The 23,140-nt window shown below is 60.9% G+C and carries 21 protein-coding genes; 8 read left to right on the top strand and 13 right to left on the bottom strand.

The window, feature by feature from the left end; translation table 11 throughout:
- Nucleotides 1-16: 16 nt before the first annotated feature.
- The 3 genes from FJ954_RS06550 (at nucleotide 17) to FJ954_RS06560 (ending at nucleotide 2,260) form a co-directional block, all read left to right on the top strand.
- Entirely contained in the window at nucleotides 17-1,006 is a 990-nt protein-coding gene (locus tag FJ954_RS06550; RefSeq protein ID WP_246677665.1) for an alpha/beta hydrolase, read from the top strand.
- A 40-nt stretch (nucleotides 1,007-1,046) separates the two neighbouring features.
- On the top strand, nucleotides 1,047-1,577 hold the full coding sequence (locus FJ954_RS06555; protein ID WP_140660817.1) for a DUF1003 domain-containing protein: 531 nt from the start codon (nucleotides 1,047-1,049) through the stop codon (nucleotides 1,575-1,577).
- A gap of 290 nt (nucleotides 1,578-1,867) precedes the next feature.
- Entirely contained in the window at nucleotides 1,868-2,260 is a 393-nt protein-coding gene (locus tag FJ954_RS06560) for a response regulator (RefSeq protein WP_140660818.1), read from the top strand.
- A gap of 339 nt (nucleotides 2,261-2,599) precedes the next feature.
- Here the strand turns inward: FJ954_RS06560 and FJ954_RS31475 are convergent, their stop codons facing one another.
- The 4 genes from FJ954_RS31475 to FJ954_RS06580 all read right to left on the bottom strand — a co-directional run bounded on the left by FJ954_RS31475 (nucleotide 2,600) and on the right by FJ954_RS06580 (nucleotide 4,910).
- A complete protein-coding gene (locus tag FJ954_RS31475; protein WP_157163632.1) occupies nucleotides 2,600-2,776 on the bottom strand; it encodes a hypothetical protein in 177 nt (58 codons plus the stop codon).
- Between the two features lie 173 nt (nucleotides 2,777-2,949).
- Nucleotides 2,950-3,543, bottom strand: coding sequence for a sigma factor-like helix-turn-helix DNA-binding protein (locus FJ954_RS06570; protein ID WP_140660819.1), 594 nt, complete (start codon nucleotides 3,541-3,543; stop codon nucleotides 2,950-2,952).
- A 376-nt stretch (nucleotides 3,544-3,919) separates the two neighbouring features.
- On the bottom strand, nucleotides 3,920-4,156 hold the full coding sequence (locus FJ954_RS06575; protein WP_140660820.1) for a hypothetical protein: 237 nt from the start codon (nucleotides 4,154-4,156) through the stop codon (nucleotides 3,920-3,922).
- Between the two features lie 19 nt (nucleotides 4,157-4,175).
- Nucleotides 4,176-4,910: a Crp/Fnr family transcriptional regulator gene (locus FJ954_RS06580; RefSeq protein WP_015316416.1), complete on the bottom strand. Its 735-nt coding sequence runs from the start codon at nucleotides 4,908-4,910 to the stop codon at nucleotides 4,176-4,178.
- Between the two features lie 73 nt (nucleotides 4,911-4,983).
- Between FJ954_RS06580 and FJ954_RS31480 the strand changes: the two genes are divergently transcribed.
- Nucleotides 4,984-5,400, top strand: a complete 417-nt coding sequence (locus tag FJ954_RS31480) for a hypothetical protein (protein ID WP_041163349.1) — start codon at nucleotides 4,984-4,986, stop codon at nucleotides 5,398-5,400.
- 247 nt (nucleotides 5,401-5,647) lie between these two features.
- Nucleotides 5,648-8,989 carry a DEAD/DEAH box helicase gene (locus FJ954_RS06590; protein WP_181177765.1) on the top strand — a complete coding sequence of 1,114 codons (3,342 nt, stop codon included), beginning with the start codon at nucleotides 5,648-5,650 and terminating at the stop codon, nucleotides 8,987-8,989.
- Nucleotides 8,990-9,269: 280 nt separating this feature from the next.
- Here the strand turns inward: FJ954_RS06590 and cyoD are convergent, their stop codons facing one another.
- From cyoD to FJ954_RS06615, 5 genes are all read right to left on the bottom strand, one after another.
- On the bottom strand, nucleotides 9,270-9,686 hold the full coding sequence (gene cyoD / locus FJ954_RS06595) for a cytochrome o ubiquinol oxidase subunit IV (RefSeq protein WP_140614624.1): 417 nt from the start codon (nucleotides 9,684-9,686) through the stop codon (nucleotides 9,270-9,272).
- Nucleotides 9,683-10,369, bottom strand: a complete 687-nt coding sequence (locus FJ954_RS06600) for a cytochrome (ubi)quinol oxidase subunit III (RefSeq protein WP_140660821.1) — start codon at nucleotides 10,367-10,369, stop codon at nucleotides 9,683-9,685. Before FJ954_RS06600 ends, cyoD begins: the two co-directional genes overlap by 4 nt.
- Complete coding sequence (cyoB, locus tag FJ954_RS06605; protein WP_181177768.1) at nucleotides 10,366-12,369, bottom strand: cytochrome o ubiquinol oxidase subunit I; 2,004 nt, start codon at nucleotides 12,367-12,369, stop codon at nucleotides 10,366-10,368. The genes FJ954_RS06600 and cyoB overlap by 4 nt, the downstream gene beginning before the upstream one ends.
- 2 nt (nucleotides 12,370-12,371) lie before the next feature.
- On the bottom strand, nucleotides 12,372-13,388 hold the full coding sequence (gene cyoA, locus FJ954_RS06610) for a ubiquinol oxidase subunit II (protein ID WP_140660823.1): 1,017 nt from the start codon (nucleotides 13,386-13,388) through the stop codon (nucleotides 12,372-12,374).
- A 178-nt stretch (nucleotides 13,389-13,566) separates the two neighbouring features.
- Nucleotides 13,567-14,436 (bottom strand): MBL fold metallo-hydrolase, encoded by an 870-nt coding sequence (locus tag FJ954_RS06615; RefSeq protein ID WP_015316424.1) that lies wholly within the window; start codon nucleotides 14,434-14,436, stop codon nucleotides 13,567-13,569.
- 313 nt (nucleotides 14,437-14,749) lie between these two features.
- Between FJ954_RS06615 and FJ954_RS06620 the strand changes: the two genes are divergently transcribed.
- Complete coding sequence (locus tag FJ954_RS06620) at nucleotides 14,750-15,919, top strand: beta-glucosidase (RefSeq protein WP_181171267.1); 1,170 nt, start codon at nucleotides 14,750-14,752, stop codon at nucleotides 15,917-15,919.
- A 58-nt stretch (nucleotides 15,920-15,977) separates the two neighbouring features.
- Here FJ954_RS06620 and FJ954_RS06625 read toward each other — a convergent pair whose 3' ends face one another.
- The 3 genes from FJ954_RS06625 to FJ954_RS06635 are packed head-to-tail and all read right to left on the bottom strand — an operon-like array spanning nucleotide 15,978 to nucleotide 18,872.
- Nucleotides 15,978-16,499: a ferritin-like domain-containing protein gene (locus FJ954_RS06625; protein WP_015316426.1), complete on the bottom strand. Its 522-nt coding sequence runs from the start codon at nucleotides 16,497-16,499 to the stop codon at nucleotides 15,978-15,980.
- Between the two features lie 34 nt (nucleotides 16,500-16,533).
- Nucleotides 16,534-17,697: a UDP-galactopyranose mutase gene (gene glf / locus FJ954_RS06630; protein ID WP_140660824.1), complete on the bottom strand. Its 1,164-nt coding sequence runs from the start codon at nucleotides 17,695-17,697 to the stop codon at nucleotides 16,534-16,536.
- Nucleotides 17,698-17,699: 2 nt separating this feature from the next.
- Complete coding sequence (locus FJ954_RS06635) at nucleotides 17,700-18,872, bottom strand: glycosyltransferase (RefSeq protein ID WP_140660825.1); 1,173 nt, start codon at nucleotides 18,870-18,872, stop codon at nucleotides 17,700-17,702.
- Nucleotides 18,873-19,230: 358 nt separating this feature from the next.
- Here FJ954_RS06635 and FJ954_RS06640 point away from each other — a divergent pair, with 358 nt between their 5' ends.
- Nucleotides 19,231-20,148 (top strand): hypothetical protein, encoded by a 918-nt coding sequence (locus FJ954_RS06640; RefSeq protein WP_181177766.1) that lies wholly within the window; start codon nucleotides 19,231-19,233, stop codon nucleotides 20,146-20,148.
- A 179-nt stretch (nucleotides 20,149-20,327) separates the two neighbouring features.
- Nucleotides 20,328-21,173, top strand: a complete 846-nt coding sequence (locus FJ954_RS06645) for a manganese catalase family protein (RefSeq protein WP_015316430.1) — start codon at nucleotides 20,328-20,330, stop codon at nucleotides 21,171-21,173.
- 57 nt (nucleotides 21,174-21,230) lie between these two features.
- Here FJ954_RS06645 and FJ954_RS06650 read toward each other — a convergent pair whose 3' ends face one another.
- A complete protein-coding gene (locus FJ954_RS06650) occupies nucleotides 21,231-22,871 on the bottom strand; it encodes a M20/M25/M40 family metallo-hydrolase (RefSeq protein WP_140660826.1) in 1,641 nt (546 codons plus the stop codon).
- Nucleotides 22,872-23,140: the final 269 nt, after the last annotated feature.

The raw sequence follows: 23,140 nt of genomic DNA on the forward strand, positions 1-23,140 counted from the left end.
ACCGAAGCTATCGACCGTGCTGCTCATCGCCGCATTATCGGCACTTGCCGGGTACAATCACGCCCGCGCCAAACGTGCGCTTGTTGGCCGGGCGCACGGCCATGTCATGGAGGTTGACGGTCTTCGCCTGCATTTTATCGAAGCCGGCACCGGCATGCCGCTCATTCTGCTGCATGGAAACGGATCCATGGCACAGGATTTCAAGTCGAGCGGCATCTTCGATCAGGCGGCAAAAACCTATCGGGTACTCGCATTTGATCGGCCGGGCTTCGGGCGAAGCACGCGGTCGCGCGGCCGGCGGTGGTCTGCCCGCGACCAAGCCGATCTCATACATGCCGCCGCCGGCAGGCTGGGTATCGAGAACTACATCGTGCTTGGACATTCGTGGGGCGCTTGGGTAGCCCTCGAATTGGCGCGCAGGCATTCTCGTTCGGTTGCCGGCGTCGTGCTGGTCTCCGGCTATTACTATCCGCCGCCGCGGCTTGATCTTGCGCTGGCCGCCCTCCCGGCTCTGCCATTCGTCGGCACCGCGTTTCGCCACACCTTGCTGCCGGTGCTTGTGAGGCTTGCCTGGCCTTGGACGATGCAGAAGATCTTCCACCCAGCGGATGTCGCTGCCGACTTCGCCGTTCTCGCAAAAGATATCGCCAGCCGCCCTTCCCAACTGCGGGCGGTGTGTTCGGAATCGGCATCGATGCTGGCGGCGGCCCTGCTGACGAAGGCCAGCTACACGGACATTGGTGTCCCGACAGGCATCCTGGCGGGTTCTGGAGACCGGCTGTTCGACGCCGAGGGGGAGGCACGACGCCTGCATGCGGAGGTTGGTGGGTCCCTCCTCGACGTCGTTGAGGGCGCCGGCCATATGGTTCATCAGAGCGCCCCGGGGGCGGTGATCGCCATGGTGGACACGATTGCAGGACGGCACTCCTCGTCTGAAGAGACCGGCGGCCATGAGCCCGCGAGTTCAGGCGGTGCAGCCTCGCCGGACGTGCCAGGCGGGCGATGAGCAACGCTCGGATGACATTGGCCAAACCGGGCTTTCAAAGATGAACGATCAGCATCCCGCCGACATGCGGTCGGTCCTTCAGCAGAACATACAGGCTCTGGTCGACCACAGGCGACAACAGGAGGAGCACCAAGGCGTTCAGGTGCGAATTGCCGGCATCATTTCGCGCTTCGCGGGAAGCATGCCTTTTGTCTATTTGCATCTCGCAATTCTGGTCGCCTGGATCCTTGCGAACCTTGGCCTGATACCGGCCGTCCCAGCTTGGGACCCAACTTTTGTGATCCTAGCCATGGTGGCTTCGGTCGAGGCGATCTTCCTGTCCACCTTCGTGCTGATCAACCAAAACAGAATGGCCGAACACAGCGAGCGCCGAGCGGAGCTGGATCTGCAGATCAGCCTTCTCAACGAGCACGAAACCACGAGGCTCATCGAAATGGTGGCTGCTTTGACGGAGCGCCTCAATGTCTCCACACCGGCCGATCAGGAGCTGCCGCAACTGGCCGAGAATGTCGATCCCCGGCAGGTGATGACGGAAATCCAGCAAGCTTCTGGAGATCAGGAGAAATCTTGAGCAAAAACGAAATGCCCCGCATTGGAGGCGGGCTGCCGCGGAGGCTAATCGAATAAGAGCCTACATCCAGAGGAACATTCGCTGCACTTCAAGGTTCGGTCGCGGGCCTACAATCCTCCCTTGTCTTGGCCTTCGAGGCTGTCGAAGCAGCTTCAGCCCGTCTCGGCTTTCCGAGGCGGGCTTCTCATGACTCCGCCGCGAGGTCGCGGTGACAACAGGCCGATGCGTGTCATATGGAACCAAGTTGACGCCGAGATCGTAGTAGCGGTGGCGACTTGGGGATATCCCGGATGAGCGATGGCGTTGTTCTGATCGTCGAAGACGAGACGATGATACTGCTCGACCTCGAGTCAGCTTTGGAGCAGGCTGGCTTTCAGGTCGTCGGCGTTCGAAATGCTGCCGAGGCGCTGGCGGCCTTCGACCCCGATCCCACCAGGTTCAAGGCCGTGCTCACCGACATCCGTTTGGGGCCGGGACAATCCGGGTGGGAGATCGCCCGGCATTTGCGTAGGTCCAACTCGACCATCCCAGTTGTCTATATGAGCGGCGACAGCGCGGTACACTGGGGAGCGGAAGGAGTGCCCAACAGCATTATGATCACCAAGCCCTTCTTTCTGCCGCAAATCATAACCGCCGTTTCGCAGCTTTTAAACGCTCGGCAAGCCCCAGAAACTCACATCTAGCGCTGATAAGCTTTTTCTCCTTCCACGAAAATCCATGGAACATTCTGTCCCGACCAGCGTTAGGGCGCGCCGGAGAATCCTTATTGTAGGTTTCTTGCAGTGCATGGGCGGGATGAAATGCATAGGGATGCCTATACCCCATCGGAACTTGCCGTACTGAGCCGTGTTCTTGCACGCAGCAATCTCAAGAACGAGACTGAAGCCGAGAGAGAACGGCGCGCATCGCGCATCCTTGCTTACTACCAAGCCGGGATCACGGACGAGAACGAGCTTGAACAGCTGTCCCGGCAGCCGCTGGGAAGATGACGACTGAGCGTCCGTGTCTCGGCAAGCATGCATTTATTCGTCGAGCTTTCGGTCGAGTTCGTCGAGCAACGACCGATGCTCGCGCGGCATGTCCGCATCGGTCGGTAGGTCCAGCAACTGGCGAAGCTGGCGACGACTGGCGTCCGATGCAATCCACTGACGTATGAGACGGGCTATGGCCTTCTGTTGCGCCTTGCCGATTTCTTCCATGTTGGGAACCCGAGCTTGTCCGAGGGTCGAACTCGGCGGATCCCCTCATGGTTCCCTGTCATGGATAACAAACCGGCGGTTGAGCTATAGGCTATCTCAGGGCAAGTGATGCGTGGCTGCCTGACAGGCATTCCGACTTTTTTGCGTTGAACACTGCCGCGCTTTGCTCACCATCAATTCGATATTTCAGGCGTGGCTTCCGCCGGGACACCCGACAGGACAGCCATTCTTGTCCTCGCATCCTGTATCCGGCCTTTGATGGTGGCTGTGTCGCAATCGCAGATGTCGGCGGCGTCTTCATAGGACAGTCCGAGCATGCAAACCAGAACGATGGCCTGCCGCTCCGGATCCGCCAGGAGGTCAATGGCATGCGCTATCCTTGGGCCGGCTTCCATCTGTTCCTGTGTGTCCGTGGCAAAAGGTTCTGACAAGCAGCTCGCCGGTCCTCGAGGCTGGGGGGCTGTGCCTTCAAGCCTGGCCAAGGAAGCCCTGCGCATGGTGGCGAAGATCCAGGGCTTTACCCGGCTTCCGTCAAGACCATCGAGATCTGCAATCCCTTTGACCAGTGTTTCTCGGACAAGATTGTCAGCTTCGTCGATGCTGCCGCTGAGCGAACGTGCGAATGCCCGCAATGCGGGAACAAGGTCGACCAGGTTCGTCTGTTCGCCAGAACCTGGCAAGGACGAGCCGCCAGGGTCGGTAACGGGCTGTGTCTGCTCCACAAGCGCCGGATCGGAAGCTTCGAGCTTGCGACGGTGTTCAGCCATCACACCGATCCTCCAGAGACATGGGACCTCTTTCGTGTCGGTCTGATCTGGTGGGGTGAAGGGTCCAAGAAGCGACAATTGTCATGTTTTGCTCCAGGCTGATACTCGGGCCCGTCATCAGCAGGGTCCTGCGTGCGAGCAAGGGTGCATTGTCCCCCGGCACGCACAGACCCAATTAATCCGGTCGCCGACTAGGCGCACTTACATAGATTAAAGCGCCCACCCACTTGCATTCATGGATCTACTCCATGACCGAGCACTGAGTGATCTATGGCTCGCGGCCCTTCGAGAGTTCTCGCTCGATGCAGTCCGATGGCCATGTTGAAGCTGGTTGGGTGGGGGGCTGATCCGATAATGGCGCGAAAATCGGCCGAATTCATCTCATCAATTTGATCTGAAGCGAGAGGCTTAGCCGCAGAACCTTGTCGCCATTTTCATCACGCACCTCGACAAACAATTTCTGTCCGTCGACGCTTTTCAATGCGTCTCTCGTAAGATCGATAAGGCCTTCGAATCCGACTCGGCGCACCTCTTCCAGGCCAGTGCATTCGACACCTATCTCATCCTGCAAGACCAAATCGCGATCGCCGGTGTCAAAGAAAAATCGTGCCATGGGAGAGCTTCCGTCACCACTAATCTGCCGGGTTCTTTTGATGCAGGTAAGTCGTGTCGAAATCCCCTGCGTGAGTGAGGCCGGGCCAGTCGATTGCATGCATTCTCGACCCCGTGGTGGCGATCAGGCCTTCACGTCGTAGTTCCTGAAGCATTCGGTTGACGTGGACCGTCGACAGACCCAATGCATCGCCAAGTGCGGCTTGGGTTATGGGAATATCCGCAATGTGATCCTGAATGCGTCCGACCGCCCGCAAGCGAAATATGAGTTCGCACAAAATGTGAGCCATGCGGGTGTAAGCCTCACGTCTGCCAACGTTGGTGACCCACTCCCTGTACATCGCGGCGTCGATCAGCGTCGACCGCCAGAAAGCGGTGGCGATGCGAGGGTGCTGGTCACAGATGCTGCGTAGAACATCGTGTCGCATGAAGCCCACTCGGGCCGGCGTCATGGTGGAGAAATTACAATCCATGACCGACAGATGCAGCCCGTGCAGATCGGGAATGTCCCCGGCCACGAAGAAAGACGTGATCTGTCGCTTTCCTTCGCTTGTGTATTTGGTGGACCCGACCAAACCATCCAGGACGACAAACGAGTAAACAGGATGGTCACCCTCACGCACCAGGTCGTGGTTGGCCGAAAAATCTTTCTCCTGAATCGGTATGCTTTTCAAAACCGCGATTTCGGCTTCTCGAATGTCCGAGATGGTCTGAAGCTTGCGGATAAGTACATCCGAGGACGAAGAGGGGGACAAAATGGCTACCTAGCTGATGTTGCCCACCGAACTTTTATCCCAGCCAAAAGTTCCGGATGGCGGTGAAATCCGAATGAGCAGAACCTGGTTTGCCAAAGGCGCGATCAAAACCGCAGCCCACGGAACAAACGCACCCACGGCTTTGTACGTTTTCATACCTAACGCCGCTCCGCCGGAACGTAGGGTAGGCATTCGCGGTTACGTCGGACTCTTCGGGGAGTTCGCCATGGATGAGCCTAAGACAGCTTTCATTGATCGCCTGATCAAGGAAACCAGCGTCAGCGAAAAAGACGCCCGCGAACTGATAGCCCTGCTAGGGCTCAATTGGTCGTCCTTGGTCCGGGAAGCGAAGCTCCTGAAGCCACAGGCCCACGGTGCCTCTTATATGAGCGTGGACGGCGGCGGCGTCTCTGATTTCCAAACGAATTCTAACCAGGTCTCCGAGCAAGGCGGCCATTCTAGCCCGCTGGTCGGAAAGGCTGACACGTAGCGCCCGCGCTATTACGAGTTCGTTCAAAGTCCTTGTGGAGATTCTGGAAGCATGGCCGGCTAAACGGCCATCGTCGGCGGCGGTGACTGCTGCCAACAGAAGCGGCTCATCGAGAGCCGCATCGTTGGCGCGTTGCTCCATAGAACGCAAGACCGCGCGCGCTGCCACTGCCTGCAACACTTTAATCCGCGCCTCAGGAACGGAGTGGTCCCACTGACGTTCTCGACGGTGGCAAGGTGAGACCTCAGTGAACAGACCCATTTCGCGGACGGAAATCATCGAAGAAATGGATCACCCGTCGAATGACGGGGACCTCGCGAGAGACCAGGGCGCCTCGCCTTCCGCCGCAATCGCGGCGGCGCTGGCCGACTCCCTTGAGAGCGGTCCAAACAAGCATATTGTCCATATAGCCGCCTCGGAACGCAGTGCCGAAGAGACCGCTGCGGCTTTGCGTCAGTTTCTGCCGAGCGCGGACGTCATCTTGCTGCCGTCCTGGGATTGCCTGCCTTACGACAGGGTATGGCCGACACGCGCCAATATGGGGCGGAGGCTTCGCGCTCTGCGTGAGATCGCGAGCGAGCCAAAACGTCCGCGCATCGTGGTTCTGTCGATCGAGACTACTCTCCAGCGGGTGCCGCCCGCACCAGTCATTGCTGGCGGTTTTACAATTCTGGAACTCGGACAAGAGTTCGACGCGGATGGTTTCCGAACGAGAGCAGAGGCGATTGGATACGGTGTCGACGAAAGGGTCGACGAACCGGGCGAGATAGCTTTTCGGGGCGACCTCATGGACATATTCCCTGCTGGCGCCGATCACCCGGTTCGTGTCGTCATCGGTACAGATAGCTGCATCCGGGAACTCAAGACCTATGATCCCATCAGCCAGCTTAGCGAACAGTCGCGCGAGTCGGTCACGGTTGGGCCGGCATCCGAGTTGATTTTCGCAACAGGGGATCATCCCGAGTTGGCAGCGATGCGCGAGACGTCGATGGAAGAACGCCTCGTCGCGTTGTACGGCAGCATGCCGTCGGTCTTCGATGTGGCATCCGGCGCCTGTGTCTCCATCGCGGAAGGTCTCGAAGGCGCGCCGCTCGACCGCTTCCTGGGCCTGATCGAAGATGCTCGTGGTGCAAGGCAGGAGGTTGCCGCGCCCGCCAAACCCTTGCCGGAACAGTTTTACCTGTCGCGTCAAGAATGGGACGTCGCAGTCCGTAAACGCCACGGCACGAGTCTCGCCGTTTCTGCCGCGCGAGTTCCCAAATTCTTCCAGCAGGCGCGATCCGGGCATCGGTTCGCCGAATTTGCGGAAAGGCAGACAAGGTCGGGTGTCACCGTGGCATTCGCGGGCGAGGCCTCCGAACTGCAGCGAGCCGATCGTCTGCTCGATCGGAAGCTTGGTCGGCGAATGGGGGAAGTGGCGGACTGGCCGCGGATCCGTTCGGCCCCAAGGGGCTCTCTTCTCAAGGCCGAGATCGTTCTCGACGAAGGCTTTGTCGACGAGCAATCTGGCATCGCGGTGGTGGCCGCGGCCGACCTGTTTGGCCACGCCTTGAAAGCAAACGGCAGCGCGGCCACCAGCATACTCGAACCCGAGTTGCGCATTGGCGACGTCGTCGTCCATGAGGACCATGGCCTCGCCATGCTGGCGGCGGTCGAACAGGTCGAGTTGGCCGGTCAGCAGCAGGATGTCGTCAGGCTGGAATATCAGGACGGAGCTTCCTTGCTGGTTCCGATCGGTGAGTTTGGGCGGATATGGCGCTACGGCTCGGAACCCGGTGCAGTGCCGCTGGATCGCTTGAACAGCGATGGGTGGCTCAACCGACGCAAGGCGGCGCTGCGCGATATCGACAGGCTGGCCAAGCGCTTGAGGGACCTTGCCAATGCCAGGTCCAGCCAGCCTGCCGCGATCATAAAACCCTCTCGCGCCGACCTTGCCCGGTTCGCGGCGCGGTTTCCCTATACCGAGACTCCCGACCAGGCTGCCGCCATCCGCGACGTGCTCGGCGACCTGTCGTCGGGGAGAACAATGAATCGCCTTGTCTGCGGCGACGTCGGCTTCGGCAAGACAGAGGTGGCCCTGCGGGCCTGCGCCGCCGCGGCCCTCTGCGGGAAGCAGGTGGCGGTGATAGCGCCGACAACGGTGTTGGCACGTCAGCACTACGAGACGTTCAGCAGAAGATTTGCGGGAACCGGCCTCGACGTCGCCCACCTCTCGAGAATGGTCGGAGCGGCGGAGGCGAGAGCGGTGAAGGAGCGGCTGCGGAGCGGTCAGGTCGCGGTGGTTGTGGGTACCCAGGCCCTGGCGGCCAAGAGCGTCAGCTTCGCCAATCTCGGGCTGCTGGTGATCGACGAGGAGCACCGGTTCGGTGTCAAGCTGAAGCAGGCGCTGCGGAACATGGCGCCCTGCCTTCATACGCTGAGCATGAGCGCCACGCCGATACCGCGGACGCTGCAATCGGCGGTGTCAGGCGTCCAGGAGGTCAGCGTCCTCAACTCTCCGCCCGCCAAAAGACGTCCCGTTCGCACCATCCTGGCGCCCTTCGATCCAGCTTCGGCAAGAGCCGCCCTTTTGCGCGAGTTTCGTCGGGGCGGACAGAGCTTCCTGGTGGTTCCGCGCATCGAAGACATCGATCCGGTTCGCCTGCAGCTAAACAGAGTGGTGCCGGAACTCGCGGTCAAGACGGCGCATGGCGAAATGAAAGGGAGACAACTGGACGACATCATGGTCGGGTTCGCTGACGGTGACGGCGACGTCCTGTTGAGCACCGACATCATCGAGAGCGGCCTCGACGTGCCGCGGGCCAACACCATACTGATCTGGCGAGCGGACAGGTTCGGTCTGGCACAGCTGCACCAGCTTCGCGGCCGGGTCGGAAGGGGGGCGGTGCAGGCTATTGCTCTTCTTCTGACCGAGCCTGGCGTCGAACTGGCCGAAGGCACAAGAGCCCGACTTTCGACCATGATTGCGCTCGATCGGCTTGGCTCCGGCCTTGCGATCAGCCAAAGGGACCTCGACCTGCGCGGGGCAGGAGACCTTTTCGGCGAAGATCAAGCCGGACACATGAAGCTGATCGGAGCAGGCCTTTACCAACATTTTCTGCAGCGGGCGGTCTCGCTGGCTGCGGGAGGGGCCGATACCGACAAGCAGCTTGCCGACATCAACGGCGCCGGAAAAGGGGCCTTTCCCGAAAGTTACGTCAACGAGCCGACGGTGCGCGTCAGCCTCTATGCGAGGCTGTCTCGTTTGGCTGCCGAGACGGACCTCGATGCATTCGGCGAAGAGCTTGAGGACCGCTTTGGAGACATGCCCGGCGAAGTGGCGGATTTACTGGAACTGACCAGGTTGCGCATAGCCGCGGCGGACCTGGGCATCAGCAAAGTCGATGTGGGACCAGAAGGGATCGCGATTACCTTCCGCAAGAAGCCGGTGGCATCAAAATGGCGCTTTAAAAACGCACAGGGCTTCGAGTTCCGCAACGGCCGGCTGATTTTCAGGCCCCCGATCCAGTCTCGCGGCTCAGGTATCGATGCCGTCCGCTCGGTGCTCGGTGCCTTGCGTGCAGCCCGGCCGGCGCGGCGCCGCCCATGATGGGTTCGCTCGGATCACCGGTTCCAGATCGTGGGGAAAGTCCGGCGCTTCGACGGGCAGTTCGTCAGCCGGCGTTCTTTCCCTTTGAGTCACGGCCGGAAGCATTTCGGCGACCTCGATGAGGATATCCTTGACGAAGTGATTGATCTGGGCGCCCATCTACCGCGAGCCTGTTGTCTCCGATGGCGTCCGAACTTGCTGCCCGAACCAAAGTTCCCGCCTGAAACGCGTGACGAGGCGAGCGAAAGTCAGCTAATGCCGTGTCCGGCGTGCGGTTCGCTCAAGGCATCACTCCGGCTTGATGGGCCGTCATGGCAGCCATGTTCTGATCCAGATGGGCCATGATCCAGACTGAGCCCAGAACCACCAGCGCCACGATCAGCACGCCGAAGGCCAGGGCCAGGACGTTGTTGGTGTTGTCCGGTCCGGTCGTCAGGTGGAGAAAGAAGACAAGATGCACCCCCATCTGCGCGACAGCGAGCACCACCAGAGCCGAAATCACCGCCGGCTGGTAGATCAGGTTGGTCTGAGCCGCCAGGAACGAAGCAATCGTCAGCAGGATGGCCAGGCCGAAGCCGAGCAGGTAGCCAGAGAGGCCCCCCGCCATTTCGTGCTCGGTTATGCGTTCCTCGCCCGGCGCTGAATCGCGGCGGTCTGGCGTCTCGCCGGCCCCGCTCTCGCCCCCGATTTCGGTCATGGCGATACTCCTAACAGATAAACCAGGGTGAAGATTGCAACCCAGATGATGTCGAGCGCGTGCCAGAAGAGCCCGAAGCAGTGGAGCCGCCGCAAAATATCGGGTCGAAAACCCTTGACCCACAGCTGCGCCATCATGGTGCCTAGCCAGAGCAGGCCAAGTGCGACGTGGGTCCCGTGGCAACCAACGAGTGCGAAAAAGGCTGAAAGAAATGCGCTGCGAGACGGGCCTGCCTGCTCGCCGGCCATCGCCGCGAACTCCTGCACCTCCAGGAGCAGGAAGGCTGCCCCGAGCAGGCCGGTAACCAGCAGCCAGAACTGGGTGGCAGCCATCGATCTGCGGTGGCTCGCGAGCGTTGCCAAGCCGCCGGTGAAGCTCGAACTGAGCAGAAGGCCCGTTTGCACCGCAACGCGCGTGGGCTCGAACAGATCCTTGCCGGCCGGCCCGTCGGCGGTTGCCTTGGCGAGCACGGCATAGGCGGCGAAGAAGGCCGAGAACATGATGATGTCGGACAGCAGAAAGATCCAGAACCCGTAGGCAACGGTGACGAACTTCGACGCTGGGCCGCCCTGTCCGTGGCCCGTCGCGGATCTTGCACCATGGCTGCCGGTGCGATTGACCCGGTATTGGTCGCGTGTCTGGCCGTCGGCGCTGATGTCGCTGGTGAAGGCGTGATCGCTCATACCGGACGTTCCCAGCTGCGCAGGAAGGCAAGCCGCGCGGCTCGGCCGTTTCGGTCTATTCGCGCGACCTCATCGGCGGGGATCTCGTAGTCGCCATGATCGCGCCAGGCGAAGACGACGAAGGTGGCGTAGGCGCCGATGAAGCCGACGATCGCCAGCCACCAAATGTGCCAGATCAGCGCGAAGCCGATCAGCGTGCTGAAAAAAGCGGTGACGAAGCCTGTCGGGCTGTTGCGCGGCATCTCGATGGGCTCGTACGCGGCCTCCGTTTCCGCGCCCTGCTCCTCGATCCCCCGCTGCTTGATGCTCCAGTAGGGTTCTTCGTTCTCGACGTGCGGCAGCCGCGCAAAGTTGAAGGCGGGCGGAGGGGAGGATGTCGACCACTCCAGCGAACGCCCGTCCCACGGGTCGCCGGTCTCGTCGCGAAGCTTGTCGCGATGCCGGATCGAAACCACCAGCTGCATGATCTGCAGCGCGGCGCCGATAATCATCACCAGCACGCCGAACGCGGCCACCACCAGCCACGGCGCCCAAAGATCCATGTCGATGTGCTGAAGGCGCCGCGTCATGCCAAGCAGGCCGACGATATAGAGTGGCACGAAGACCAGCATGTAGCCGACCAAGGTGACCCAAAATGCCGCCTTCCCCCAAGCTTCGTGCAACCGGAAGCCGAATGCCTTGGGGAACCAGTAGGTGAAGCCGGCAAAGGCGCCGAACAGCACGCCCGAGATGATGACGTTGTGGAAATGTGCCACGAGGAAAAGCGAGTTGTGCAGCACGAAGTCGGCGGGCGGGACGGCAAGCAGGACGCCGGTCATGCCGCCGACGGTGAAGGTGGTGACGAAAGCCAGCGCCCAAAGCATGGGCGTGTCGAAGCGAACGCGCCCGCCATACATGGTAAAGAGCCAATTGTAGATTTTTACGCCGGTGCCGACGGCGATCACCGAGGTGGCGATGCCAAACGCGGCATTGACGTCGGCACCGGCGCCCATTGTGAAGAAATGGTGCAGCCAGACCATGAACGAGACGATGCAGATGAACATCGTCGCCGCGACCATCGAACGATATCCGAACAGCGGCTTTGACGAGAAGGTCGAGAAGATCTCGGAAAAAATCCCGAAGGCTGGAAGCACCAGGATGTAAACCTCGGGATGGCCCCAAGCCCAGATCAGGTTGACGAACATCATCTGATTTCCGCCGGCTTCGTTGGTGAAGAAATGGAAGCCGAGATAGCGGTCCAGCGTCAGCATCGCGAGCGTGGCGGTGAGGATCGGGAAGGCCGCGACGATGAGCAGGTTGGATGCCAGCGATGTCCAGCAGAACATCGGCATGCGCAGATACCCCATTCCCGGCGCACGCATCTTGAGGATGGTCGTCACCAGGTTCACGCCGGTCAGCAGCGTGCCGACGCCGGAGATCTGGATCGACCACAGATAATAGTCGACACCGACGCCCGGCGAGTAGGTGGTTTCCGACAAGGGCGCATAGGGCAACCAGCCGGTGCGCGCGAACTCGCCAATGACAAGCGAGATGTTGACCAGCAGGGCTCCGGTAGCCGTCAACCAGAAGCTGACTGAGTTGAGTGTCGGAAAGGCGACATCGCGGATGCCAAGCTGCAGTGGCACGACGAAATTCATCAGTCCGATGATGAAAGGCATTGCCGCGAAGAAGATCATGATCGTGCCGTGCGCCGAAAAGATCTGGTCGTAATGCTCGGGCGGAAGATAGCCTGGACCGTGGATGGCCAGCACCTGTTGCGTGCGCATCATGATGGCATCGACGAAGCCACGCAAAAGCATGAGCATCGCGAGCACGATGTACATCACGCCGATGCGTTTGTGGTCGACCGAAGTTATCCACTCGCTCCACAGATAGGGCCAATATCCCTTGAGACTTATCCAGCAGAGCACCGCTGCCGCGGCGAGGAACACCGCGAAGGCCGCACCGAGGGGGATAGGTTGGTCGAACGGAATCGCCGACCAATCGAGCTTGCCGAGCATCGTCATTCTCCCCCTTCTGCCCGCTGGTGGTGCGCCATGGCCGCCGCTCGTAACGCCTTCGGACTGACCTGTGGCTCACCGCTGCCGGCACTTTCAGCGGGGCCGGGGCCGGGCGGCAGCGTCTGCTGAACAACCGCTTCGAACAGCCCGGGCTGCACGTGGCCGAACGAAGCCGGCGGCAGGTTTGTGCTTTGCCGGGCGAGCTCGCGGTAAGCGTCGGCGTTGAGCACGCCGCCGCCGCCACGCAACGATGACGTCCAGCGGGTGAACGCATCAGGCGAAACCGCGGTCACGCTGAAGTTCATGTCCGAGAATCCGTCGCCGCTGAAATGCGCCGACTGACCGAAATAGCTCCCCTCGCGGTCGGCCTGCAGATGCAACTCGGTCTGCATGCCGTTCATGACATAGACCATGCTGCCAAGCTGAGGCACGAAGAACGTGTTCATCACGCTGGCCGAGGTCAGCTTGAAATGCACGGGAACGCCGGCCGGGATGACCAGCTGGTTGACCGCCCCAACTCCCTGCTCGGGATAGAGGAACAGCCATTTCCAATCGAGCGCCACCACTTGGATGTCGAGCGGTGGCCGCGCCGAGGCGATCGGTTTGCGCGGATCGAGGTGATAGGAACCGTAATAGATCAGTCCGCCAAGGAAGAGGATGGTGAGCGTCGGGATCGACCAGACGATCAACTCGATCCGACCGGAATAGGTGAATTCCGGGTCGTAGCGGGCATTGCTGTTCGAGGCGCGGAACTTCCAAGCGAAGGCCAGCAGTGCGATCAGCGTCGGAATGACGATCACCAGCATCACCGCCAGCGAGTTCAAAAGGATCGTGCGATTGCCCGCGCCAATTGGCCCTTGCGGGTCGAGCACGCCCCCCGCGCAGCCGGGCAAGAATGCGGCTGCGGGTATCCAGAGCAGCGAACGCGCCGGCTTGAAGGTGGGTGGCAATAACAGTGGCTGCGCCACGCATCTCGGGGAGGACGCGTCGTGAGGGCACGCGTTCTTCGCGTTTTCCATCTAAGTCTTCCCTGACGCAGAATTCGAGAAACGCCTGGTGTCGCCTGCCGCCCAACGAACGCCCTAACTGGCGCCCGTGGCGTTTGTTCCGCCGCCGCCCGTCTTGGGCCGCCCGAGCGGCAAAGCCGGCGCGTTTTTGACAATCTTGAGAGCAGCAGCGGAGCGCGCTCGGACAGGCTCAGCTATTTGGAACCGTCGCCGGCTCGCGCACGAACTTCATTTTCGGCGGCACGGCAAACTCCGTGAACCGATCAGCCAGGCTGTCAAGAGCTTGACGCATGCCCATGCCAGCCGCCGCCGCCCCATGTCCACTGATGACCATCTGCGGCTTCAGCGCGGCCAGGCGCTTCACCGATCTTTCCGCCGCATCCCAGTCCGGCGTGAAATAGCGTGGCGGACCGTGCATCTCGAGATCCTGAACGGCAACCTCATAGACCGACTCCTGGCCTGTGGTGATGAAAGCGTCCCCTACGATCAGCGAGCGGTCCTCCTCGCGCCAGAGCGAAATATGCCCCGGGGCGTGTCCTGGCGTGTGCAGCCACTGCCATCCGGGCATTCCGGGGATCGAACCGTCGGCCGGCAAGAGTTCCAGACGGTTGCCAAGATCGATCGGCCCGCGTGGAAATAGCGGCGAGAGCAGCGCCATCAGTCCACCGCCGACCCAGGGGTCCGGCGGCGGATAGGATGTGGTCCCGTCCAAATAGGGGCGCTCGAGCGGGTGCGCGAAGACAGGCACGTCCCACGTATTCGCCAGGTCCAGAACCGTTCCCACATGGTCGAAATGGCCGTGCGTCAAGATGATCGCAGCCGGCCGCGCGTCAATCCCGAAGCGCTTCTCCGCCACGGCAAGGATGCTGCTCCGGGACGTCGGCAACCCGGTATCGATCAGCACCCATTTCCGGTCTCCGCTGCCCGGTGCGCCGAAGAACACGACATTGACGATTGCCAGCCGCAAATAACCCAGATCCGGTGCGATGCTCCAAGCACCGTCGCCACGATCCTCGCGCCTGGCGTGGTCGATATCGGAAAGTTGAATTTGAACGGTCATGTGATCCCGCGCCTCTGTTGTTTGCCGGGCAGCCGGTCGAGTTAAGCGACGCCGGTGCTACATCGCCCCGAACTTGGCTCGAGCCTCCTTGTTCCTGATGTCGCCAATCGCCACCCAGCTCGCGGCTGGTCGACCACCGGAACAAAGGCTCGGCCAGTCGGTTCGGCTTTACCCCGCTCAGGCAGGATGAGGGGTCAGCTGAGCTGAGCAATGGAACGCGGCTTGCCTGATCGGATACGGCGTTTCGCCAAGGCAATTCGCGGTCCAAACAGGGCGGCCGAGTTTGAAACCGACTGCCCAAAGGAGACTTCGAATGGACGAAGTGGAACGCACGGACGGGCACGAAGTGGGTGAGTCGGCTCCGAAAGCTTCGCGCTTTGCCAGTTTTTTCATGGCGGGCTTTGAGTGCTCCTCGCATCGGCGCAAGGATGGCGTCCGCCTCGACCTTATTCGTGCGACTTCGCATAATTTGCATGCCCTCGGCGATTACCGGGCCTGCGCCGAACTCGGCCTGCGCACCATTCGCGATGGGCTACGCTGGCACCTGATCGAAACCGCTCCTGGAACCTATGACTGGTCAAGTTGGATGCCTATGGTCGAGGCAGCCCAATCGGCAGGGGTCCAGGTCATCTGGGACATCTTCCATTATGGATCCCCGGATCATGTCGATCAGGGGTCCATCCAGTTCATCGATGCCTATGCCTCGTTCGCGGCGGAAGCCGTGAGGGTGTACCGTTCGATAACCGGAACATCGCCTCTGTTGTGTCCGATCAACGAAATCTCCTTCTTCGCCTGGGCCGTCGAGGTCGGCTATTTCCCGCGCGTAGGGCCGAACAAGCGGGGATGGTTCAAGCGGCACCTCGTCAAGGCTGCCATCGCCGGTGTTCGTGCAATGCGGGAGGTCGATCCGGCATGCGGATTTGTCTGGGCCGAGCCGCTCATCCACATCGCGCCTCGCGACCGGACCCGCGGCGAACGGCGCCGCGCCGAAAACGCCCGACTGGGACAGTTCGAGGCCTACGACATGTTGCTGGGCCGCGTCGAACCGGAGTTGGGCGGCAGCGAGGATGTTGTCGACGCCGTGGGCCTGAACTTCTACCCACACAATCAATGGTACATAAATGGACCGACCATTCCGATGGGGCACCACGAGTACCGTGCTCTGTCGGAAATGCTGATCGAGGTCGCTCATCGATACGGCAAGCCGATGTTCATTGCCGAAACCGGCTCGGAGGGATCGGGCGGGGCGGCTTGGCTCCACTATGTCTGCGACGAGGTGCGTGCGGCGATAAAACTCGAAGCGCCGATCGAGGGTATTTGCCTGTATCCGATAACCGCTTACCCCGGGTGGGATAATTCCCGACATGCGGAGGTGGGATTGTTTTCCGTCATCCAGGCGGATGGCACGCGACGCCTCCGCCAGCCCGTCGCGGACGAACTGGTTCGGCAGCAAGATCTGTTCGCACCAAACCGGACGCGTTGAAGGAGCGGCCGGCAACCAGGCGGGGGCGGCGTTGTGGATGCCGCCCCTGGCCGTTGGATCAGCTTTTTGCGGTCTCCCCCGCCGCGCGCAACTTGGCGTACCGCAGGGTCACGTCGCTCAGATTTTCCTTAAGCCAATCGGCCATCGCTTCCTCTTCGCTCAGATTTTGCTTGAGGACCGTTTCGGCATCCTGGAAGCCGCCGGCCTCGGCGAGCACCAGGAGCGAATTGTAGGCAGCGATCTCGTAGTTCTCGAAGGCGAAATTCGCTAGGCTGTTCTTGATGATCTCGTCGCCTGCCATCGAGTGTCCCATGGCAGCCATGCTGCCAACCATCGACAGGGCCGTGTCCTTGAGAGTCGAGTGCTCTTCATCGAGACCCTCCAGGACCGTCTCGAGCCGAGTGATCTGGCCCTCGGTCTCTTGAATATGCCGGCGCAAGCGATCAGCCACCTCAGGATAATTCTCGATACGCTCGACCTGTGGTTTCATGATCGACAGCGCTTGGTTCTCCATGGCATGGGCGTTGCGCAAGCCAACAATGAATATCGAACGGCTCTCCGAGTTGAAGTTTGTATCCATCGCAATTCTCCTTCTGTTTTCTGCCGCGGTTAATTCAGCTCCCATGTGCGGGAGAACTCGCCACCAGTCCGGCCAGGGACGTCCTTCCAGTGCCCGCCCATTCCGGCAGACTTTTCTGGATGCGAGCGAAAGTGGCCAGAGCCTGTCCGACCACCTGGTCCATGTTGTAGTAGCGGTATGTTGCCAGGCGGCCGACAAACCACACGTCGGGACAGGTTGCGGAGAGCGCTTCGTAGCGCTTGTAGAGCGCTTCGTTTTCGGCTCGCGGCACCGGGTAGTACGGGTCGCCGATATCCGTCGGGTATTCGTAAGTCAGGCTGGTCCGCGCGTTCTGCTGGCCGGTCAGATGTTTGTACTCGGTGATGCGGGTGTAATCTTGCGTCTGCGGATAATTGACGACGGCGACCGGCTGAAACTGCTCGCGGTCCAGGGTGACGTGCTCGAAACGCAGCGAGCGATAGGGAAGATGCCCAAGCTGCCACCCGAAATATTCGTCGATCGGACCGGTATAGATCATCCGCCTGAACGGGATCTTCTCACGGATTTCGCGGAAATCGGTCTGCAGCATGATCTTGATGTTCGGATGGTCGAGCATGCGTTCGAACATCCTGGTGTATCCGCCGGCCGGCATTTTCTGGAAAATATCGCTGAAATAGCGGTCGTCACGGTTGGTCCTGGTCGGCACTCGTGCCGTCACCGACTTGCTCAGTTGACTGGGATCGACGCCCCATTGCTTCCTGGTGTAGCCACGGAAGAATTTTTCGTAGAGCTCGCGGCCCACCGTGCTGACAACGACATCCTCGGCCGTGCGAACGTCCTCCACAGTCTCGCGTCGCGACGCGAAGAATTCCTCCAACTGGGCCGAGGTCAGTTCCAGTCCATAAAGGCTGTTGATCGTGTCGAGATTAATCGGGATGGGAACGAGTTTCCCGTCCACCGCCGCCAACACCCTGTGCTCGTATGACCGCCACTCGGTGAACTGCGACAGGTAGTCCACGATTGCCTGGCTGTTGGTGTGGAAGATATGCGGACCGTAGCGGTGGATCAGGATGCCGGCTTCATTGTAGCAATCATACGCATTGCCGCCGACATGGCCGCGACGATCTACCAGCAGGACGCTTTCGTGACGCTGCGAGGCTATCCTTTCGGCAAGCACGCTGCCGGCAAAACCCGCCCCGACGACCAGCCAGTCGAACATGGCTAAGCGCTCCTGCGAAGAGGGACGATTTTCTTGCGTTCATGGGCGCGCTCGATGTGAGCCGCCATGGCATTCCATGTTCGCTCCCAGGAGGTATCCGCAAGGTAGGCGTCGACTTGTTGCCGGAGCATCTGGCGCGGTCGCGAAAGAGCCGAGCGGAGCTTGGTTTCCAGATCGTCGCTGTCGGCGATTTCCACCAGCCCGGCAGCGCCGTAGCTGCGCACCACGTCCACGATCGCCGTCGAGACTACCGGCAGCCCCGCCGCGAGGAACTCCGGCGTCTTGGTCGGGCTGATGAAGCGGGTCGCTTCATTGAGGGCGAACGGCATCCAGCCGGCATCCCAATGGCGCAGGTAGTCGGGCAGATCGCGGTAGGCTTTCCCGCCCAGCCAGTGAAGGTTCTCGGCGCGCGGCAGGCTTGCAGCGTCGATCTTGACCACCGGGCCGAGCATGACGAAATGCACGTCCGGCATGGTCTCCGCCGCCTGGGCCACGAGATCGACGTCCAGCCGCTCGTCGATGACGCCGAAATAGCCGACCCTCGGGTGAGGAATGCCGGCCTGATCGGCCGGGTCTTTTCCCGGCTTCCTGGCCTTGTGAAAGTGGTTCACGTCGATGCTGCTCGGAAAGGGATAGATCGCGTGATGCAGGTGGCGCTTGGTCTCGAACAAGCTCAGGCCGCCGGTGAAAACAAGATCGGCGCGGTGCAGAAGCGCCTTTTCCATCTGCCTCAATTCAGGCGGCGCATTCTTGAACGCCGAGAGTTCGTCCATGCAATCATAGACACATATGTCAGGCTCAAGGTACTCCGTGAAGCGGAGAGCCATTGGCGTATAATACCAGGCGATCAGCCGGCTGTGCGGCATAGAAGCGATTGTCTGCTGAACAAATCTGCGCTGCGTGGCATCTGCTTTCGCAGCCGACGTGCCGACCGGGAGCACTGGTGTCACAATCAGAATGTTTGGCGAGGCCTCGCTCGTCCGCATTAGCGGCTGCGGCAGTTCTTCAAAGACAGGTTCTTCAAAGTAGACAACCCTCTGCTGCATGGATGCGAGTGTGAGGATATGCTGCGGGCGTTGATGAACGAAGTTCCACCTTAAATGAGAGAAGCAAACCAGTAGATTTTGCCTGCCAGCCTGTTTACTGACGGTGACCCTGCCCAAGGCTGCTTCCATTGAGATATTCCTTTTATAGACGGTGGTTTGTGTTTCGACTAACATTTGTTAATCGGGGATGAGGGAGAACTAGACTTCGGTTTCAGCTCCTAACTTTCGGGTAGGTGAGTTGTTCCAAGGTGAAACGGAGAGCCTCGGTCGCCGCTTCGGATTGGACGAATGCAAAGCGCCGGCTGCGCGGAGGCAGACTGGCTGTCTCAAATGGCGGTCATCGAAACTGCCCCGACCAAGTTTGCTGGTGGAGAACCGCCTTCGCCGTATTTGCGTTGAACTTGCTGGCTATAAAATGTGCCGGACATCAACTTGATTCGCCCGCGGCTTGGGCGGGTCCGGGGCAAGGGCAAATTCCGGGGCTAAGATGAAGATCGACTTCGATACCAACGTGTTTCCGCTGTTCCATCCGCAAAGCGTGGATGATCTCAAGGACCCATGCCCCGTCTTCGATGGCAGGCTGTGGCATGTGTTCGGCTCAAGCGGGACGGTGACGACCGAGACGTGGAGGATCCTGCACGCCACGGCCCCCGACCTCTATGGGCCTTGGACCGAGCACGAAGCGATCGAGCTTCCCATCAACGGGACCGGGGTCGCGGCTCCGGGCGTCATCCACGAAAGTGGCGTCTTCCATATGTTCATCCAGACCGAGTTCATGAAATCCGGGGGCCGCTGCGAGCATGCGGTTTCCAACGACGGCTGCCATTGGGTGGTTCTCAGCCCGGCCATTCTCGCCATCCCCGACACGGAAGAGGATGGCATCTACGATCCGCATCCGGCGGTCATTGGTGGCAAGCGCTATCTCGTTTACTCTGCCATGCCGAAATTCAACAGGGTGCCGCAGCCCGACATCTATCTCGCACGCAGCCAGTCCGACTCGTGGTTCGGGCCGTGGAAGCGGATCGGCAAGATCCTCGATCACGCTGATGTCCCTCATCACAATACGAGAGAGGACCCCGACTATGAATGGGGCATAGAAGGTGCCCAACTGGTCGAGTTGCCGGATGGCCGAGTGCTTCTGAACGCCACTTGCTTTCTTCCAAATGGCCTTCGTGGGAATCGCCAGCGCGTGTTTTTTGCCATCGCTGACGAGGTTGCCGGACCTTACGTGTCCATAGGCCCGGTACTCGAACCAGGCCAGCCGGGCGAGAACGGTCATTCAACGGTGATGATCGAAGGCAGCCAGCTTTCCCTGTTTTACCAAAGCCGGGTTGCCGCGACCGACCACCGGTGGCGCTACGGCTTGGCCCGATGTGACGTGGCTCTGTTTTCCAAGGTTGCATGATCCTGGTCTGCCGGCCGGCACGACTGCGTTCGACCGGCCGGAGCGGCTGTCGTCGTCGTGCAATTGAGTTCCGTTGACACGAGGCGATCCGTTGCCAGTTCTTTCCAAATTAAACGCCTACCCGGGCGGAACAATGCTTCCGGGCTGAGGTTCGGCTGACTTCAAACGGAGAGTCAGCCATGTATTACACCGACAAGAAATTGCAGTTCCCGGTTCGAGTCGAGACGCCGAACCCAATCTTTGCACGCGCCTTACAGCAGGCCATAGGCGGAGTGGAAGGCGAAATTCGTGTCGCCTTGCAGTATTTCTTTCAGGCGTGGGGGTGCCGTGGACCGGCCAAGTACCGCGACCTGCTGTTGAACACAGCCACCGAGGAGCTCGCCCATATCGAGATGCTGGCGACCGCGGTCGCGCTCAATCTCGAAGGGGCACCGCTTTCGCTGCAGGAGGACGTGTCGTCCGATGCGGTCGGCGGCTCTGTCCTCAACGGGATGAATTTCCGTCATATCTTGTCGACTGGGCTCGCCGCCCTGCCGGAAAACTCCAACGGTGTTCCCTTCAATGCTTCGCATGTTTATGCCAGCGGCAATCTTGCCGCCGATATGGTCGCCAACGTAACCGCGGAAGGAAGCGGACGCGTGCTTGCGACCCGCCTCTACAACATGACCAACGATGCCGGAATGAAGGACATGCTGTCATTCCTCATTGCGCGCGACACCATGCATCAGCAGCAGTGGCTGGCGGCGATCGAGGACATGGGGGGCCTGACTGCGTCTCTGCCGGTGCCCAATTCCTTCCCGCAGGAGAAAGAGCGTCAGGACGTATCCTATGCCTTCATCAACTGTTTCATCGAAGGTGTAGCACCGGCGCAGGGACGCTGGAGCGAAGGCCCGTCGATGGACGGCAAGGGCGAGTTCTCCCTGGTGCCCGGCGCACCGATGGGCGAGGAGCCAATGCTTTCGCCGCCACGGCCAAGCTCTGGTGCGCAGAGCGAGCAGATGTTCGACAGGAAGGCAGCCGAATAGTCATAGTCGCAGGCCGAAGGCGGCGGCCAAATGGGGCCGCTTCCGCTTTGGTACTTGTCAGGTCGCGTCGGGCCGAAGGATCCTGGTGCAGACATCGCGAATGAGCTGCGGCAGGACGTCGAACGCATAGCCGACATGCAATCGTTCGAGCGGCGTGTGATAATCGCGTCCCCACGGACCGATGTTGATTGTCGGTATGTTGGCCAGGGCTCGCGTGAGGGGCCAGCGCACGCTGTCTTTCCAGGCTGGTGTGTTGCGGGCGACGACGTCGAGGGAGGATTCGGCCGCTTCGCCAAAGAAGCTCATGTCCGAAATCCCGGCGAAATAGTCCGCGCAGGTGACCACGCTGCCATAGCGAGCCGCTGCCTCGTCGGCCACCTCGACGGCAGCGGCTCGCAGCCTGGCGGCTGCCGGCTGCGCGGAAAGGTTCGTCGGCAGATAGGGAATGGATCCGAAGCCCGTCACGATGGCTGGTCCGGCCAAGCGGCTGAGTTCCCAGGCCTGCTCGGTTATCAATCGGCACTTCTCGGGCAGGGGCTGGTCGCCGGCGGCGATCGAAGCGGAAACAGCTTCGAGCCGCATCCGCTCCGGTTCTTCGAGACGCGCCAGCAGAGTCTCATACCGATGGACCGGGATCGATTGCACCATCTCCAGCAGACCTGTTTCGTGCTGAGCGGAGACGCGCCGCCGGAGCTCCTGTAAAAGACGCGAGGCCGCTTCGGCGCATAGGCTGTCGAACCGGTCGAGCACCTCACTGGGCGCCCGGCGATAACTCAGCACATTGAAAGTGGCATGGGCGGTCCGCGGTGTCGTGACATCATACCCCGTCTTTCCGTCCCGAATCCCGAGCAGGCTGGGCGGGGTGCCGGGTTCGGTGCCGCACATGTCGGTGAGCTCGGGCGCCCATTCGACCCGCGCGGCGATTGCCGCGGCGATCGCGCCGGCATTGAGGCCATTCAGGGGAAAGCCGCTATGTGTGGGAACACCAACCACGCAGGCGGCTGGAAGCAGCTTGCCGACGGTTCCCAGAGCGATGACGCGACCCTTGCTGCCGTCGCCATCATCCGCGATCGCATCGAGATTGATCACCGCGACCAAATCGAGGTCGCGCTCTTTACAGAGTTCAGGCAGCATCTGTGCCGCCTTGCGGGCGCCGGCGGAATTGTTCTCCTCGTCCGGCACGGCGATAAAAAGCAGATTTCCAGCCGGCTTTGCACTTTCGGCAAATTCGGCGCATACGGCCAGCCCCGCTGCAAGGCCCGCTTTCATGTCGAGAAGGCCGCGTCCGGCAAGGAATTCCCCGCTCGCGAAATCATGGTGCGCCAGGATGGCGGCTGGAGCGTTCGCGGCGACGAGGGAACCGTGCAACGCCTTTGTCAACGCGTCGGGCCGAGTGGCCAGAGGCTCCAACTGTCCGTAGTCGCTTGTCCCGACGGTGTCGTAGTGACCGGTCAAGAGCACGGTCGAGCGACCAGTGCCGCGCAGGAGCATCGCCACGCAGTGACGGCCGTCCTGAGGTCCGACCTCGATCGTCCAGACCTCCGCGTTCTGAAATGCCGTCTCCTCTCGGAGTTCCGCCGCCAGCCACGGGCCGAAGGCAGCCTCGCCGTCCGTGCCGGTGACGCTCTTCTGCTCGGTCAACCCGATTGCCCATCGCCGCGCGCGACTGGACAGCGTCTCGATAGGGTTGCGGGTCATTGCGATCCTGCCATTCGGGTGGGAACGGTGGATCCTATCCTGGTCAAGCGATTTCTCTCAAGCACACTTCGGCGGTGGCTCAGTGGAATCCACTTGGAAGGTATTCGTGCTCAGAGGGGAACTCCCGGGCCGGGCAGCTCGTCTCGATGACGGACTGGCGACGCTCTGGACCGGTTCTTCCTGCATTGCTCTTGGATCGCAAAAAGCTCTTCGCCGACGGAACATCGCAGGGTCCATGAAGTTGGGCTGCCAAGGAGGAACGTGCCATG

Source organism: Mesorhizobium sp. B2-3-15, assembly GCF_006442875.1.
Taxonomy (GTDB): Bacteria; Pseudomonadota; Alphaproteobacteria; order Rhizobiales; family Rhizobiaceae; genus Mesorhizobium; species Mesorhizobium australicum.

Bases quoted from the DNA above. Each gene is read 5' to 3' on its own strand.
- FJ954_RS06635 (WP_140660825.1), bottom strand. From the start codon at position 18,872: ATGGAAGCAGCCTTGGGCAGGGTCACCGTCAGTAAACAGGCTGGCAGG.
- FJ954_RS06640 (WP_181177766.1), top strand. From the start codon at position 19,231: ATGAAGATCGACTTCGATACCAACGTGTTTCCGCTGTTCCATCCGCAA.
- FJ954_RS06625 (WP_015316426.1), bottom strand. From the start codon at position 16,499: ATGGATACAAACTTCAACTCGGAGAGCCGTTCGATATTCATTGTTGGC.
- FJ954_RS06555 (WP_140660817.1), top strand. From the start codon at position 1,047: ATGAACGATCAGCATCCCGCCGACATGCGGTCGGTCCTTCAGCAGAAC.
- FJ954_RS06620 (WP_181171267.1), top strand. From the start codon at position 14,750: ATGGACGAAGTGGAACGCACGGACGGGCACGAAGTGGGTGAGTCGGCT.
- cyoD (WP_140614624.1), bottom strand. From the start codon at position 9,686: ATGACCGAAATCGGGGGCGAGAGCGGGGCCGGCGAGACGCCAGACCGC.
- cyoB (WP_181177768.1), bottom strand. From the start codon at position 12,369: ATGCTCGGCAAGCTCGATTGGTCGGCGATTCCGTTCGACCAACCTATC.
- FJ954_RS06570 (WP_140660819.1), bottom strand. From the start codon at position 3,543: ATGGCTGAACACCGTCGCAAGCTCGAAGCTTCCGATCCGGCGCTTGTG.
- FJ954_RS06600 (WP_140660821.1), bottom strand. From the start codon at position 10,369: ATGAGCGATCACGCCTTCACCAGCGACATCAGCGCCGACGGCCAGACA.
- FJ954_RS31475 (WP_157163632.1), bottom strand. From the start codon at position 2,776: ATGGAAGAAATCGGCAAGGCGCAACAGAAGGCCATAGCCCGTCTCATA.
- FJ954_RS31480 (WP_041163349.1), top strand. From the start codon at position 4,984: ATGAGCAGAACCTGGTTTGCCAAAGGCGCGATCAAAACCGCAGCCCAC.
- cyoA (WP_140660823.1), bottom strand. From the start codon at position 13,388: ATGGAAAACGCGAAGAACGCGTGCCCTCACGACGCGTCCTCCCCGAGA.
- FJ954_RS06560 (WP_140660818.1), top strand. From the start codon at position 1,868: ATGAGCGATGGCGTTGTTCTGATCGTCGAAGACGAGACGATGATACTG.
- glf (WP_140660824.1), bottom strand. From the start codon at position 17,697: ATGTTCGACTGGCTGGTCGTCGGGGCGGGTTTTGCCGGCAGCGTGCTT.
- FJ954_RS06615 (WP_015316424.1), bottom strand. From the start codon at position 14,436: ATGACCGTTCAAATTCAACTTTCCGATATCGACCACGCCAGGCGCGAG.
- FJ954_RS06575 (WP_140660820.1), bottom strand. From the start codon at position 4,156: ATGGCACGATTTTTCTTTGACACCGGCGATCGCGATTTGGTCTTGCAG.
- FJ954_RS06650 (WP_140660826.1), bottom strand. From the start codon at position 22,871: ATGACCCGCAACCCTATCGAGACGCTGTCCAGTCGCGCGCGGCGATGG.
- FJ954_RS06645 (WP_015316430.1), top strand. From the start codon at position 20,328: ATGTATTACACCGACAAGAAATTGCAGTTCCCGGTTCGAGTCGAGACG.